The sequence below is a fragment of the Stenotrophomonas sp. BIO128-Bstrain genome, assembly GCF_030128875.1.
Classification (GTDB): Bacteria; Pseudomonadota; Gammaproteobacteria; order Xanthomonadales; family Xanthomonadaceae; genus Stenotrophomonas; species Stenotrophomonas bentonitica_A.
Genome location: NZ_CP124620.1, coordinates 3,038,820 through 3,052,333 on the forward strand (window position 1 = coordinate 3,038,820; position 13,514 = coordinate 3,052,333).

The 13,514-nt window shown below is 66.3% G+C and carries 16 protein-coding genes; 1 reads left to right on the forward strand and 15 read right to left on the reverse strand.

Features of this window, described 5'->3' with window-relative positions:
* Positions 1–4: 4 nt before the first annotated feature.
* The 10 genes from POS15_RS13870 to POS15_RS13915 all read right to left on the reverse strand — a co-directional run bounded on the left by POS15_RS13870 (position 5) and on the right by POS15_RS13915 (position 7,485).
* Positions 5–1,987 carry a relaxase/mobilization nuclease and DUF3363 domain-containing protein gene (locus tag POS15_RS13870; RefSeq protein WP_284128327.1) on the reverse strand — a complete coding sequence of 661 codons (1,983 nt, stop codon included), beginning with the start codon at positions 1,985–1,987 and terminating at the stop codon, positions 5–7.
* Between the two features lie 448 nt (positions 1,988–2,435).
* A complete protein-coding gene (locus tag POS15_RS13875) occupies positions 2,436–3,026 on the reverse strand; it encodes a S26 family signal peptidase (RefSeq protein ID WP_284128328.1) in 591 nt (196 codons plus the stop codon).
* Positions 3,023–3,568 (reverse strand): DUF2840 domain-containing protein, encoded by a 546-nt coding sequence (locus POS15_RS13880; RefSeq protein ID WP_187788218.1) that lies wholly within the window; start codon positions 3,566–3,568, stop codon positions 3,023–3,025. The genes POS15_RS13875 and POS15_RS13880 overlap by 4 nt, the downstream gene beginning before the upstream one ends.
* Positions 3,565–3,849 (reverse strand): chromosome partitioning protein ParB, encoded by a 285-nt coding sequence (locus tag POS15_RS13885; protein WP_284128329.1) that lies wholly within the window; start codon positions 3,847–3,849, stop codon positions 3,565–3,567. Before POS15_RS13885 ends, POS15_RS13880 begins: the two co-directional genes overlap by 4 nt.
* Complete coding sequence (gene parA / locus POS15_RS13890; protein ID WP_175146546.1) at positions 3,846–4,484, reverse strand: ParA family partition ATPase; 639 nt, start codon at positions 4,482–4,484, stop codon at positions 3,846–3,848. The genes POS15_RS13885 and parA overlap by 4 nt, the downstream gene beginning before the upstream one ends.
* Positions 4,485–4,737: 253 nt before the next feature.
* Complete coding sequence (locus POS15_RS13895) at positions 4,738–5,598, reverse strand: replication initiator protein A (protein WP_187788220.1); 861 nt, start codon at positions 5,596–5,598, stop codon at positions 4,738–4,740.
* 26 nt (positions 5,599–5,624) lie between these two features.
* Positions 5,625–5,909 (reverse strand): helix-turn-helix domain-containing protein, encoded by a 285-nt coding sequence (locus POS15_RS13900; RefSeq protein ID WP_232607157.1) that lies wholly within the window; start codon positions 5,907–5,909, stop codon positions 5,625–5,627.
* 111 nt (positions 5,910–6,020) lie between these two features.
* Positions 6,021–6,791 (reverse strand): DUF2285 domain-containing protein, encoded by a 771-nt coding sequence (locus POS15_RS13905; protein ID WP_187788222.1) that lies wholly within the window; start codon positions 6,789–6,791, stop codon positions 6,021–6,023.
* A gap of 54 nt (positions 6,792–6,845) precedes the next feature.
* Positions 6,846–7,013, reverse strand: coding sequence for a hypothetical protein (locus POS15_RS13910; RefSeq protein ID WP_284128330.1), 168 nt, complete (start codon positions 7,011–7,013; stop codon positions 6,846–6,848).
* A gap of 121 nt (positions 7,014–7,134) precedes the next feature.
* Entirely contained in the window at positions 7,135–7,485 is a 351-nt protein-coding gene (locus tag POS15_RS13915) for a DUF2958 domain-containing protein (protein WP_284128331.1), read from the reverse strand.
* A 247-nt stretch (positions 7,486–7,732) separates the two neighbouring features.
* On the opposite strand from POS15_RS13915, the gene POS15_RS13920 reads away from it, so the two are divergent.
* The gene (locus POS15_RS13920) at positions 7,733–8,026 is read left to right on the forward strand and encodes a helix-turn-helix transcriptional regulator (protein WP_187788224.1); all 294 of its coding nucleotides are present in this window, start codon (positions 7,733–7,735) and stop codon (positions 8,024–8,026) included.
* On the opposite strand, the gene POS15_RS13925 is transcribed toward POS15_RS13920, so the two are convergent.
* From POS15_RS13925 to POS15_RS13945, 5 genes are all read right to left on the reverse strand, one after another.
* Complete coding sequence (locus POS15_RS13925) at positions 8,023–8,241, reverse strand: hypothetical protein (protein ID WP_103790875.1); 219 nt, start codon at positions 8,239–8,241, stop codon at positions 8,023–8,025. The genes POS15_RS13920 and POS15_RS13925 overlap by 4 nt on opposite strands.
* Before the next feature lie 87 nt (positions 8,242–8,328).
* The gene (locus tag POS15_RS13930; RefSeq protein WP_048257698.1) at positions 8,329–8,643 is read right to left on the reverse strand and encodes a DUF736 domain-containing protein; all 315 of its coding nucleotides are present in this window, start codon (positions 8,641–8,643) and stop codon (positions 8,329–8,331) included.
* 786 nt (positions 8,644–9,429) lie between these two features.
* Positions 9,430–9,942 (reverse strand): ClbS/DfsB family four-helix bundle protein, encoded by a 513-nt coding sequence (locus POS15_RS13935; protein ID WP_187788225.1) that lies wholly within the window; start codon positions 9,940–9,942, stop codon positions 9,430–9,432.
* Positions 9,943–10,239: 297 nt separating this feature from the next.
* Positions 10,240–12,315: a ParB/RepB/Spo0J family partition protein gene (locus POS15_RS13940; RefSeq protein ID WP_187788226.1), complete on the reverse strand. Its 2,076-nt coding sequence runs from the start codon at positions 12,313–12,315 to the stop codon at positions 10,240–10,242.
* Positions 12,316–12,395: 80 nt separating this feature from the next.
* Positions 12,396–13,226, reverse strand: a complete 831-nt coding sequence (locus tag POS15_RS13945) for a DUF932 domain-containing protein (RefSeq protein WP_187788227.1) — start codon at positions 13,224–13,226, stop codon at positions 12,396–12,398.
* Positions 13,227–13,514: the final 288 nt, after the last annotated feature.

Here is a 13,514-nt window from a genome sequence, read left to right on the forward strand (position 1 = left end):
GGCCTCAAGAAATGCTCGGCTCGCGTTGCCGGCCAATTTCCCAAGATACGCTGCCGCCGCGCACCGTCGCGGCGATCTGATGCCCCAGGCGTTGTTCGATCACCGGCCGCCACGGCACGAGGCTGAATCCCATGCCGTTGTCCAGCATTGCGTAGCGCCCGCTGGCGAGCATGACCGAGCGCCGATAAATGCCGGCCACGCGATGCCCGTCCGTCACCGGGCGGTGCTCCAGCCCGGTATCGGCGGCAATGCCCTTGGCGGCCTGCGCCAGCTCTCGATTACGCAGCGTGCCCAGCAGGTTGCGGGCGAGGATGACGCGCTGCCCGCGCCGCTGCGCCAGCCCCTGTTCTTCGAGGAAGTCGGCGCGCTGCTGCATGGCCTGCTTCGCATCGCCACCAAAGCCCAGGTCGCCCAGCCCGCGGCCGCCGCCGATCAACTGCTGGTCAAGCCAGGTCGCGCCGATGACGCGGGCCTGCCGCTCGATGGGCAGGTGCGACTTCAGTTCCACGGCCACGCCACCCAGGCGCTGCGCGTCGTACTGGCGGCCACGCTCGGCCAGGTCGTCCGGCACCTTCCATAGCCCTTCGGCCATGCGCTCCACGATGCCCGCCCGGCGCAGGGCTTCCAGCCGCCGAACGTGGGCGGCGACAACCTCCTGCGGGTCGCGACCGGGCTTGGCCCGGCCCTGTTCAATGGCCAAGTGATGATCGGCGCGGTACAGGCCATCGCTCGCCAGCGCAGCGACGTTCTTGTCGGCCGCGCGCACGTCGGCCGAACCCTTCACCTCCACTACCGCGCCGGTGGGATAGTTCGCCAGCTCGTCGCGGGCGTTCAATGCGACGTAGTGGGCCTTGCCATCTGCGCCGTCGATGACCAGATAGCCGCGGTCGTGCAGCTCGTCGGCCAGCCCCTTTGCAGCCACTCGGCCGATGACGGTACGGCCGTCGTCGCCCGGCTCGAACACCGCCAGCTCGCGCGGCTGGCCGCTCATGGCGTGCTGCATGGTGCGGATGATGTCGCCACGCTCGCCCAGGGCGCGCAAGGTCTTCTCGGCATCCGCATGGATGGCCCAGGTGCCGGGCTGCATTTCGTCGGCCAGGCCCAGGCGCTGCAAGCGCTGCAGGCGGCCGATCAGCAGTAGGCGCTGGCGTTGCAGCCGGGGTTCGTTGAAGCGTTCGACCTGCACCCGGCCATCCTCGCCGGCCTCGCGTTGCAGTGTGCGGTCGAGGCTCGTCCATCGCTCTTGCTGCACCTCGCGCCCCAAGGTCTGCTGGATCTCCAGTTCGGTGCGCGGCCCCAGCCATTCGGTCGCCAGTTCGGCAGCACGATGGCGAAAGCCGTGGGCGATGTAGTCGCCCGCGATGATGAGGTCTTTGCCGGTGTCGTCGCGCCCGCGCACGATCAGGTGGGTATGCGGGTTGTCGGTGTTCCAGTGATCGACCGCCACCCAATCCAGCCGCGTGCCCAGGTCGGCTTCCATGCGGTTCACCAGATGCCGGGTGTAGGTGCGCAGGTCGTCCAGTTCTGCCCCGTCCTCGGGCGAAACGATGAAGCGGAAATGATGGCGGTCATCGGCGCAGCGTTCCTTGAAGGCATCCAGGTCGGCTTCGTCAGCCTGTGGCCCGTAGGCCCGGCCCTGTTCGCCATCGCGGCCCGCGCCGTCTCGCTCGATGTAGCGCAGGTGCTTGGCGAGCGATCGCGGGCTGGCCCGCTGGTGATTGACCAGCAGCGTCTTGATGGTCACGCGCCGAGACATGGGCGTCAGCTCCGCGCCCGCGAAGCGCGCCGCCGTATGGCCGCGCCCCAGGCGCGAACCGGGGCGCTGGCCGGTGCCAACAGCCCCAGGACGGCGCACCGCCGACTTACCGCTGCTAGCCTTGCCGGCCTGCTTGAGCACCTTGGAAACGAAGCTCTGCCCCTGGCCCTTGCCCCGGTTCTTCGGGGCGCTGGGGCGCACCCGGAAATCGTCGTCGCGGCGGTCGGTCATCGCCGTTCTCCCTGCAAGCTCTGGCGTGTCCTGTCGTGCGAAGCACGCGGACATGCCTGCATTGGCGCGACCCTCGCGCCGAACGCGGCACGGCAGCGAAGCCGCTCCGTGCTGCGTTCCCCCCATGTGCAGACAGGCTTTCGAAGCGGCCCGGTGCCGCGTCCTTTTGTCTTGCCTTCCGCCTTTGCCCCTCGCTGGCGCTCCGGGCAGCGGCGGCCCGGCGGCGCTGCTACACGAGCAGCCAGCGCCCCGGCGAACGCGGCGATGGCCGCAGGCCGGGCGCGTTCGAGGCAAGACGTCTGCACGTTGGACGGCTGCGCCGGATGCAGCGCGACGTGCAGTGCGAATGCACCCGCACGGCAGGCGCGACGACACAGCAGCGGCCAGCGGAATGACACGCCCGATGGCACGAGAAGATGCACGGCAACGTGCAGCGAGTCGGCGGCCATCATGGGCTTGTCTCCAGCCACACTGGATGCGCGACGCCGATCACGGCAGATGCGCTGACCGGGCCGAAGTAGCGGCTGTCGAACGATGCCGGATTGGTCACGCTCAACAGGAACAGTTCGCCCGGTTCGAGACGGCGGCAAAGCTGCAAGGATGGCAGCGCCCGGCCCAGCCGGTCGGCTGGCAGCACGGCGGCCGAAGGCACGCCGTCGATGCGTACCTGACCGGCGACGATGCAGACGTGTTGCGGCGCGACCGCGCCCACACGCTTGAGCAGCGGCACGCGGGTCGGCAGGTAGCCGCGCTGCGCAGCGAGCGCGGCGGCCGTAGCCGGAAGCGGCACCAGCACGATGCTGTCCACGGACAACCGACGTGGCAGCGAGGCGGTGCGCGGGTCGATGCGATACCAGCCGACCGCCACGCTGTCGGACGGGTTGTAGGTCAGACGCGGCAGCGGCGACACGAAAGCCGCCCAGGCCAGCGCAGCGAAGCCGATGGCGGCCAGTGTCGCCACGACGATGCGAGCGCGCAGGCGCGAGCGAGGACGCGGCGCAACGGCGGGCGCGTTGGCCGTGGTGATCGGGGCCGTCATGGCAGCACCTTCCCGGCCAGCCAGGCGGTATGCCGCTCGGCGGTGTATTCGGGCAGCGCAAGGCGAGCCGCAAGACGGTTGCCCAGCGTGCGCCAGTACGCGGGCGACACGTCGATGGCGGCGATGCCCAGCGCCTCAATGGCGTCGATGCGTTCCAGCACGGCGCGCACGTTGGCATCGCCTTCGGTGTGCAGCAGCAGGCGCGCGCCCGGCTGCACACCGGGAATGCGCTGCGCTGCGTCCAGCGGTGTGCAAGCCTGCATCACCATGAGCTGCCAGCGGATCGTGCCGTAATCGTTGGCCTGCCAGCGGATGCGGCAGAGCATCGCGCCCGGCAGGAACACCGCGCAGCGCCGCCAGTCGTCCAGGCGCAGCGTGCGCGCAGGTTCGCCGAAGCGCAGGTAGAGCTTGAAGCGGTGTTCGAGGTAGGCCAGCGAAACGCGCGTCAACGGCACGTTGCCGGCCTGTCCGGCGAGTGCCGAAAGCGCAGGCAACGGCGCAGCCGGTGCCGCGTTCGCGGCAGGCAAAGCGGATGCGGTCATGGTGTGTTCTCCCTGCGGTGCTCGGGAAACTCCCGCTCCAGCAGGCCGCGCAACAAGTCGGCCACGGTCATGCCTTGCGTGAAGGCCGACACCTTGATGCGCGCCCGCATGGCGGGCGTAATGTCGAGGGTCAGGCGCGCGGTGTAGAGGTCGCCTTTGCCCAGCGCATCGGCGTCGCCCTGGCGAATCCACGCCTCGGCGTGCGGATTCGCGGGCGGACGTGCGCCGATGCCGACGCGCTTGCCCGTGCGTTTGCGGTTGGGTGGCTGCTGCGCTGTCATGTCGGCCACCGCAGCAGTTCGTCCACCAGGGCGGTGATTTCGCGGGCAGCGGCACTGTCGGGCGCTGTCTCGCGTGCGAGCCGGCCAGCGGCCACGCTGTCGGCGAAGACGATGCGCTGATGCACCTCCGAACGCAGCGCGGGCAGCGGCTGTTCGGCCAGCGATTGCCGCGCCTCGCGGCCGATGATGGTGGTGCTGACGCGCCGGTTGATGACGAAGGCCGCACGCAGCGCAGGCCGGAACACCTGCGCCTCGCGGATCAGCGAAACCATTTCCGAGCTGGCCCACAGGTCGTAGGGGCTGGGCTGCACCGGGATCAGCACGCGCTCGGCCGCCAGCAGCGCGGAGCGCGCCAGGGCGGCGATGCGCGGCGGGCCGTCGATGATGACGTGATCGGCTCGCCTGGCGAGTTCTGGTGCTTCCTGATGCAGCGTTTCGCGGGCAAGGCCCACGGCGCTGAACAGCCGTGGCAAGCCCTGCTGGCTGCGGCGCTGCGTCCAGTCCAGCGATGAACCCTGCGGGTCGGCATCGAGCAGGACGACATGCTGGCCGCGCAGCGCCAGTTCGCCCGCAATGTGCGTGGCGAGCGTGGTCTTGCCGACGCCGCCTTTCTGGTTGAGCAGAGCGAGGATCACGGCGCGGCCCTCCCTGCTGGAAAGCCGGTCTTTCGCTTCTGCGTTTGGTGCCGTTGGGCGGTTGTCCACCGAAACGGCGCGCTTCTACTAAAAGTTATGTATTTACTGTTAGGGAAGTTAAGGGACGCGAAAACCCAACGCTGGCGCGGCTTTTCGGCCGATTTTGTTGCCTGATAGCACGAGGATTTGTTGCCTGATAGCACGAGCCTCCTGTTGCCTGATAGCACGAGTGAATTAACAGGTTTTCCCGCAGTTATCCCCGTGCCGTGGGCGGCACGGGCCGGAAGGTCAGCAGTTCGGTTTTCTCGCCGGGCATGCGCTCGATGCTCAGGACGTAGCCGGGCAACGACTGCCGTGCTACCAGGACGCGCAGGTCGGCGGCGAAGTCGTAGAAGCGCGCCACGCTGCCCGACTTGCGGTACAGGTGCTGGAAATCGAATTGCCAGCCATGCTCCTGCCGGCCGCCATGCTTGCGCACCAGCCGGTACAGCCAGCGCTCGATGCCGCCCGTGAGCCGGAAGTACGTCGGGTCGATGGTCAGCACCAGGGCGGCATCCACCACGCCCGCATAGAACCAGTCCGGCAGGATCAGCTCGATGCCCAGCGGCGTGCCGCTGGCATCGGCCAGCTCCTTCCACTCGTTGATCCACGAGAAGCGATGCAGGCGCCGGCCTGTTGTCTCTCGGATGGACGTGGCCACCGTGGTCGATTGCAGGCGATCCAGGGCCGCCTTGAGGCGCTGGTAGTCGCGCAGCGACGTACCGCGCCCGATGAAGCGCAGGATCTCGTAAGGTCGCACCTGCATCAGCCGCGAGGTCGGGATGCCCGCGTCGCGGGCTTCCACGATCTGGCTGGCGGCCCAGATCAGGATGTCGGCATCCCAGATCGTGGCGATGCCGTGTTCCTGCGTGCCTTCCACGCGGATGGTGATGCCGCCGGCGCGGAAGTCGATCGGCGCCGTGCGCCGCGACTTCGCCAGCGAGAAGAACGGAAAGGCCATCAAGTCCTGGCTGTCGCGCGGTGCCATGCCGTCGCCCGGCAGCGCGCGGAACAGGTCGAGCTGTTCCCGCTGCTGTGCTGGTCGCTGCCAATGCGGCAGCGATGGACTGGACATGGCGAGGGCCACCGGCGAGCCGTCGATCAGCGGCGATCACGGTAGTCACCCGCATGGCGCTCGGCGTACTCGGGGTCGGACGTGGCATCGAATCTGCGCGCATCGGCCCAGGCATCGAGGTCGGCCACGGCATACATGACGCGGCGGCCGAACTTGCGGAACTTGGGGCCTCCGCCGATCACGCGCTGTTTTTCCAGCGTACGCGGCGACAGGCGCAGGTAGTCGGCGGCTTCGTCGTTGGTGAGATAGCGTTGGGGCTGCGCGGGCGCAGCGACAGCAGCGGCGGCAGGCCGCAAGGGAGCGGGTCGCATGGGAAGTACCTCCATCAAGCCCGGCCACACCACGCGGCCGGATAGAGGCACTTTCAAGAAAGCGGGGCTTCTTGCTAAGGGACGAATTGCAGGGACTGCAAAACGTCCCCCTTACTGCGATGCAACTGGCGGAAGCTGCGCCAGGCTGCGATAGCCGCCGCGCATCAGCGCCTCGCCACGGCGCACCAGCCGCCGCACGCGGGCACGCAAGGCGCTGTCCTTGTGCCAGTCGGCGGCGACGGCATCGGCACCGAACAGCCCTTCGGCCACTTCGCGCAAGGACGCGCCCGCCAGGGTCGCGTCGAGCGCCTGCAAGGTGTGCAGCTCCAGCACCGCGGCCGACGTAGGCCGGGGACGGGCCGCCGCCATAGGCGCGGCAACCGTGGCGGCGGCCAGGGCGTCCAGCTCGGCCGCGAGCGTGCGATAGCGCGCGCAGGGCGTGGCGCAGGCGCGGGTGGCGTAGAGGTAGGCCATGCCGTCTTCCAGGCCAGGCCCGAGCGCGAGCCGCAGGCAGCAGCCGGGCCAGTACGACACTAGCACCAGGCGCTTGCCGTCGTGGATCAGTTGCTTGCGGCCAGGCACGCGCCAGAACTCGAAGGCATGGGCTTCGGGCGGTGGGTCGGCATCCGGGTAAAGCTGCACAACGGCATCGTGATCGGGAAACCAGGCCGGATGCGCGTCGCGCGCATCCAAGGCTGGATCTTCCAGCAGGCGCAGACCCCATGCCTGCGCTGCGTCCGGTCGGCGGCGACGGCGCAGCCAGTCGCGGCGGTAGCCGGGATTCCTGCGCAGGTATTCCCAGGCCAGCGCAGGGCCGTCGAGGTGCAGAACGTAGAGATAGGCCGCTGTCGGATACCAATGTTCGGCGCTGCGATCAGTCATGGCGGAACCTCCCTGTGCTTGGGATGCGCCGCCACGGATTCCGCTGCACGGGAGCTATCGAATCGCCATCAGGTCGTCATCAAGAAAGGTTAAGCTGTAACTGTCGGTGTCAAGACCGTTTGGCTCCTGCGCGTTGCGGAAATCGTCTGAATGCGACGGCTGCGCCACCCGGAAATGGTGCGCGGCATCGGATACCGTGCCGCAGGCCGCGCCAAAGATCATGACTGTTTGCAACAGGCTGGCACCGCTTCGGTGCATCAATGCCGATTGAGACCGTACAGATCTTGGCTAAGACTGAAATAGTCACAATGCGCCCCGGTTGGCCGGACTGCGCTGGCTTTCATCAGTCCGTGATCGCGCCGTTCTCCTGCGCCAGCCGGACGTACTCCGACAGCGGGCGCAGCGCCTGGAAATAACGATCCCATCGCACCGGCAGCTTGCGCGGCCCGACGATGCCCGCCAGGTCGGACAGCTTGACCGTCCCGAGCGCAGGCATCCCGATACCGAGGTCGATCAGGCCATAGGCCGTGTCGCCATCCGCAGGATCGAGCGATACCAGCAGCCAGGTCACATGCGCGTCCGGGGTGAACAGGCGCACCACGGGCAGCGGGTCGAGCCGCTGCCCAGTGGCGAGCGCCGCGCCGTGGGCCAGCAGCCGGGCGCGTTCATCAGCGGTGACAAGCGGCAGGGTCATGGGCAGTCTCTCCACGAAACCGACGATGCGCGGATGCGCTCTGGTGCCGAAGAGCAGAAGCGCCGAAGCGGAATTGTCGGAAGCCGGAAAGACACGGATGCGATTCCCCGGTTCTGTCGGAATCCGCAGATGCGGATTTCCGTAAAAGCACGAAAGCGGGTCTTTTAGCCATGAATGAACACTATAGATTGTAGCCCTATAGGGCTCAATAGGCTGTCATCTTGGTTTTTGTGGGGAAACCAAGTTAGTGACAGCGAAACACTCATTGGCAACGGCAATACGGACAGTCAGGAAGGCGCGAGGCTTGAGCCAAGAAGCGTTCTCCGACGTGTCCAGCCGCACCTACATGAGTACGCTGGAGCGCGACTTGAAAAGCCCGACTCTGCATAAGCTGACCGAGCTGTGCGAGGTCATGGAAGTGCATCCGCTGACGCTGTTGACGCTGGCCTACGCCGGCGACGACACGCACAAGGCCGACGAGCTGCTGGCGCAGGTGCGACAGGAGTTCGAGGCCGTGCTGAAAGAGCGCGGCGCGCCCTAGCGCGTCTGAATGCCCGCAAGCGGAGCGCGCAGCGCCGCCAGGCGCGAAGGCGTGAGGGATTGAAGCCGAATGGACATGACGCCATTGGCGGCATGGGGCGCAGCCCGAAAGCCCGGCGGCGCAATGCGCCGACACGCCATGCTGTTCCTACTGCCACGGGCTTCGAGCCATTCGACCATCACCAATGCAATGCTGGCCTTGGACATGCGGGACATGGGGCAACTGCCGAAACCCTGTGCGTGCGGTGCTGCGATCAGCAGCACCGCGCCTCGCCGCAATGGGCGGGGCGCGGTGGGCGGCCGTCAGGCCGCCTTGGGCTTGCTGCGCGACCAGATCAGCTCGTGCGTGCCGTTCTCGCCTTCGATCAGGCGGGCATAGACCGTTGCCGGGAACGAAGGATCGTCGATGGCCACCGACAGGTAATCCCGCCCGGCCTCGCTGGTTTTCTTCCACGCCGCGCCGAAGTCGTGGCCGGCCGCTTGCAGGCGGAAGTCCGGGGCGCTTTCGTTCTCGCCTTTGTCGTTGGGAACGAGCTTGACCTTGACGTTGAGGGTCAGGGTGCGGAGCTGGCCGGTGAAGCCGTCTTTCTCTGCGGTGAAGGTGCCGATGTTAGCCATGATGATTTCTCCTTTCGGGTTGAACAAGGTCGCGCCAGTGCGTCCTTGTTGTGATCCGTCCGGCGGGGGATGGGCTAGCCGCACCGCGTAGCGGTCGCAACAACGTGGAGAACCTGGAAGCGAAAAGAGTTTGTCCCGCGAGGAATGCGCGCAGCGCAGGGGAAATTGTTTTCGCTGGAAGGTTGCGACCATGAAGCCCAGCCACCGCCAGGATTCACAACAACACAAGGACGTACTGGCCGCCCGCTCCCGAATGGAGACATGGCCGACTCGGCATCCCCGCGCGACGGTATCACCGGCCTGCGCCCTGACACGGGCAAGGACAATGCCCAGCGACAAGATGAAAGCATCCCTGTCGCTGCTTGCGGCCCTTTGCGTGAGGCGTGGCGTGGAAGCTCCATTGCAAGGCCGGGCGGCCATCCTGTCGATTGGGGGTGAACAGTCCTTCATGACGTACAGGCGACAAACCGCCAGCGTCGTGGACGGCGCGCATTCCTGCAACCTGCCGCAGCAAGCGCCAGCGTGTTCGTCAGCGCCCCGTCTATCGCGGAGGGGGCTGGCCGGGCCGATCCGGCGTAGCCGGTTCGGCTGCATCAAGGGGCGCCAAGCATCGCGCGGCGGGGATAGCCCGCAGGGTTTTCCCCTGGAGGCAAGCACAGCGCGCAGCTCCGCAGGCGCGAAGGCGTGAGGGATTGAAGCCGAATGGCCGTGACGACAAAGGCGGCACGGGGCGCAGCCCGAAAGCCCGGCGGCGCAGTGCGCCGACACGCAAAGAACGAAGACTTGTCAGGCGATGGCGTTGGCCTTCTTCCACTTGCGCACCCGCACCCGCGCATTGGCATAGGGTGATGACGTATTGAACTGGATCATCCGACCTTGGGTGTACTTTTCATACCAGGGCACACCATACAGCGAGGCATCGTTTTCCTGTTCGACCAGTGCCACGATGCGGGCATGCACATCAGCGAACAGCCGCAGCAAATCAGCATAGGCCACACCAGCATGGTCGGCATAAAACTTCTGCGCCAGCTTGCCCAGCTCGTTCCACTTGTAGCCGGTTTCAGGGAAATCGACTGGTAGCCCTTTTGCTTTGCCATCGCACCATTTCAGCACCAACAGATTCCATCCGATCAAATAAGCCACCAGATCGGACACGCTCATCTGTGTGCCTTGCGCATGCCCCTCTAGCGTCGCTTCACGAGCATGCTCGGTTGGCACGCTGGTGAGATCCACCATCAATTTCTGATAGGTGGTACGAATAGCATCCAGCAATTCCTGTTTGTTCTGTGGCACCGCCATACCGATCCTCTATAACACCTCGGCGAAACTGCCGATTGAAGCCTGCATTTTCGCGCTGTGACGGCCTTGTGGCCAGTCGAGTATGAAGTCCGCCCGAGATACTTGGGAGTCGCCAAGTCGCCTGACCGAAGGTGGCGGCGTGGCGGTTTGGACTGTGGATGTCCAACCGGGCGCTGCCACTGCCGCGACCGGATTTTTGACCACCGGCTCCAAGCAGGAACGGCATGGAGCCGGTGCTGATCGGACAGCAAAGCGCCTTGGCCGAAACCAAGGCGCTTGTTTGCATAGTTGTGAAGATCACGCGGCCAGTGCCTCGACCTGCGACTGTTCATCAACTGCGGCGGCCTCCTCCGGCACCTCGGCTTCCGCTTCCCTCGACACGTCCTGCGCGGCCGGCTGCGGGGCTTCGGCCTTAAAGATGGTGGGCATCCATCCGGTGCCGTCCGCCAGCCGTTCGGCTTCGCTGGCAATGTCTCCCTTCTTCAACTTCGCCAGCCGGGTGACGTCCGCCGGGGCGTACTGCTCCACGGCTTGCAGAATCGCGGCCTTCGGTACATGCCTGAAATAACCCTCATTGGTGGGCCTCCACCATGCGGCCATGTCCAAGCCGACAGCCTGTGCCAGTTCCGCTCCCGGTTGCCGCTGCGTGGTGCGGGGTGTCACCACGTCCACCGTGACGGCCACGCATACCGCCAGCAGCCGCACCAGTTCATCTTGCGGCTTCGCCAGCAGCACGGCGAACAGTTCGGCGCTGTCCTCCGGCAAGCCTTCGCCTGCGACCTGCTGCAACTCGCGCAACGCCACGGCGGCGGGCGAATCCGGTATGTCCGGGGCGATACCTTCCAGCCGGTCTTGCACTTTTAGGCTCACGCCCAGCGGCAACGCATCACTACGGGGGCCGTAGTGGCTTCCCTGCAAGATGGTCTGCACCATGCCATGCACCAGCGCGGCCAGTGCAACATGCGGATGCCGGGCGACTTCGATTTGCAGTGCGGCGGTGCGGTGGGCGCTCAACCGTTGCGCCAGCTTGTCGGACATGGCGGCGGTCTTGGGCTGCTCGTCGTCTTCGCCTTCGTCGTCGTTCCCGGCTTCGCTTTCGCTGCCGAAACCCTGCCGCAGCCTTTCCAGCGTGCGCAGCGCCTTGGCTTCGGCTTCGCGCAGCAGCCCGCGATGAATCACGGCCTTCCCGTTGTGGTCGATGGTGACGATGGCACCGGCTGCGGCCTTCACGGTCGCCCCGTAGTCCTGCAAGCCATCTTCCAGCGCCTGCAACTGCTCGCCCAGGGCTTCGCCTTCTTCCTGCAAGGCATCGGCCTTTTCCTCGTCGTCAGCGTCCAGCGCGTCATCCACGGCTGCGGCCAGTTCGTGCAGCTTGGTTTGCAGCTTTTCGATACGCTGCGCCGCGCGCTTGGTCGGCTCGCGGCGCTCCCTCGGCGCTCGCTGGAAAGCGTGCAGGTCGGCATGGGTCACGGCGGGCGTGGCATCCACCCACGCCCAGCCTTCGGCCTTCACCTCTGCGGCGATGCCTGCCAGCTTGTCTTGCGCCAGCCGTTCCAGCAGCGCGGCATCGGTCAGATACACGCCCGCATCGCCTTCCGCGAACAGGTCGCGGCGGATGCCGCCGCCTGCGGCTTCGTAGGTGTCCAGCCCCACGAACCGCACCAGCGGATGCCGGTAAGCGTCAATCTCGCGCTCGGTGAGGCGGTCGCGCAATTGGGAAGGGTTGCGCTGCCACGTCGGCGCGTCGTAGAAGGCGCTTTCCTGCGCGGCGTGGTCGTCGGTGATGGCAAGGGCCATCAACTGGTCAAGGCTCACGGCTTCGGCGCGGTAGTCGGCCAGCAGGCGCGGCGAGACGTTCGCCAGCTTCAAGCGGCGCTGCACCACCAGCGGGGACACGCTGAAATCGGCGGCTATGTCCTCGATGGGTCGGCCTTCGGCCACCAGTGCCGCGAAGGCTTCAAACTGGTCGGCGGGGTGCATGGCTTCACGCTGCACGTTCTCGGTGAGGCTGGCCGTGCGGGCGGTGCCATCGGCCACCAGCAGGCAAGGCACTTCCCATTCCTTGCTGATGCGGCGCTTCTTCGCCAGCAGCTTCAACGCGGCCAGCCTGCGGCCACCGGCGACGACTTCGTAATTTTCGCCATCGGCGGCGGCGATGACGATGAGGTTTTGCAGCAGGCCGACACGCTGGATAGATGCGGCCAGTTCGGGGATGGACATGCGCGGGGTCTTGCGCACGTTGCGCCCGGTCGGACGCGACACCAGCCGCGACAGCGGAACCAGAATCAGATTCTTCGTCGGGTCAGCGGCTTCCAGCGGGATAGCGGCGGCGGTGTTGAGGGCGCGGGCTTCGGTTTGGGTGATGGCATTCATGGTGATAACTCCTAACGGTTCAGGGATGCAGCAGCGAGGGATGCGGCAAGGGCTGCTGCCTGCCCCTGCCGCGTGGGGAATCAGGCTTTCAACTGGCGCAGGCCATCGGCCAGCATCCAGAGGGCGCGATTGAGGCGCACATCGGAATCAATGCCCTGCACGGGGCGGGTTTGCTGGCGGCGTCCGCTGGCGCTGCGACCGTGCAATCCGCCTTTGGTCAGGTTTTCTTGGGTGCGGTTGAACACGCTCCACAAGTCCGGTCGGCGGTCATCGAACCGGCGCGGCATCAGGATTTGGCTTTCCGTGATGGGCGCGGGCTTGTTGTCGGTGGGGTCGTACTTCAAGGCCAGCGCGGAACGGGCGAACACTTCGGCTTCGCCTTCGTCCAGCGTGATGGCGCGCATGGCATCGCGGGAATCCTTCACCCGGTCGAAGCCGCGCAAGACTTCGTAAGCGCCTTCGATGACATGCCCGGAAACGTCGCCCTTGTGGGGCACGCGCACATCGGCCACGGTGTCGCCGCACACAAGGCCATTGCTGCACACGAACCGGAACATTCCGGCCAGCATCTGATAGCTGCTCGTCCCGTCATGGGAGTTCAGCAACACGATTTCATTGGCTTCCGCGCCGTTGATCTGGCTGGCGTGGCGCAGGCGAATCATGTGCTTGGTGTGCTCGCGCTTGCCTTCGTCGCGCACGCGGGTCTGCGTCACCATAAAAGGTTGAAACCCCTCCTTGCGAAGCTCGGCCAGCACGGCGGCGGTGGGGATATAGGCGTATCGCTGCGAACGGCTTTCATGCGGCGCGTCCGCGAAGATGGACGGCGCTACGCGGTGAATCTGGTCATCGGTCAGCGGGTAATCGCTGCGCAGCGAGGGGGAACGGGAAGCGAATCGGGATGCGAGTTGCATGGTCTTTCTCCTGACGAAAAGGGTTTGCTATTCACACCGCACACCGGATTCCTAGATTCGGAGCCCAGCCTTTCGGCTGTTCTGTGCGGTTGGCACGAGGAACCCGGTTGGCCCTGTTGCCACCGTCTTTCCTGAGTTCATCGCCCGCGGCCAGAGGAGCGCGCGGACGGGGGCCGTCAAGGAAACAAGCGCAGGGTTGGTGCGGCCCGCAGCGCAGCGAGGACACGGCCCTGCGCGCCTTGACGGCACACGGGAGCGGGCTACGGTCGCGGAGAAGGTGATGAAGTC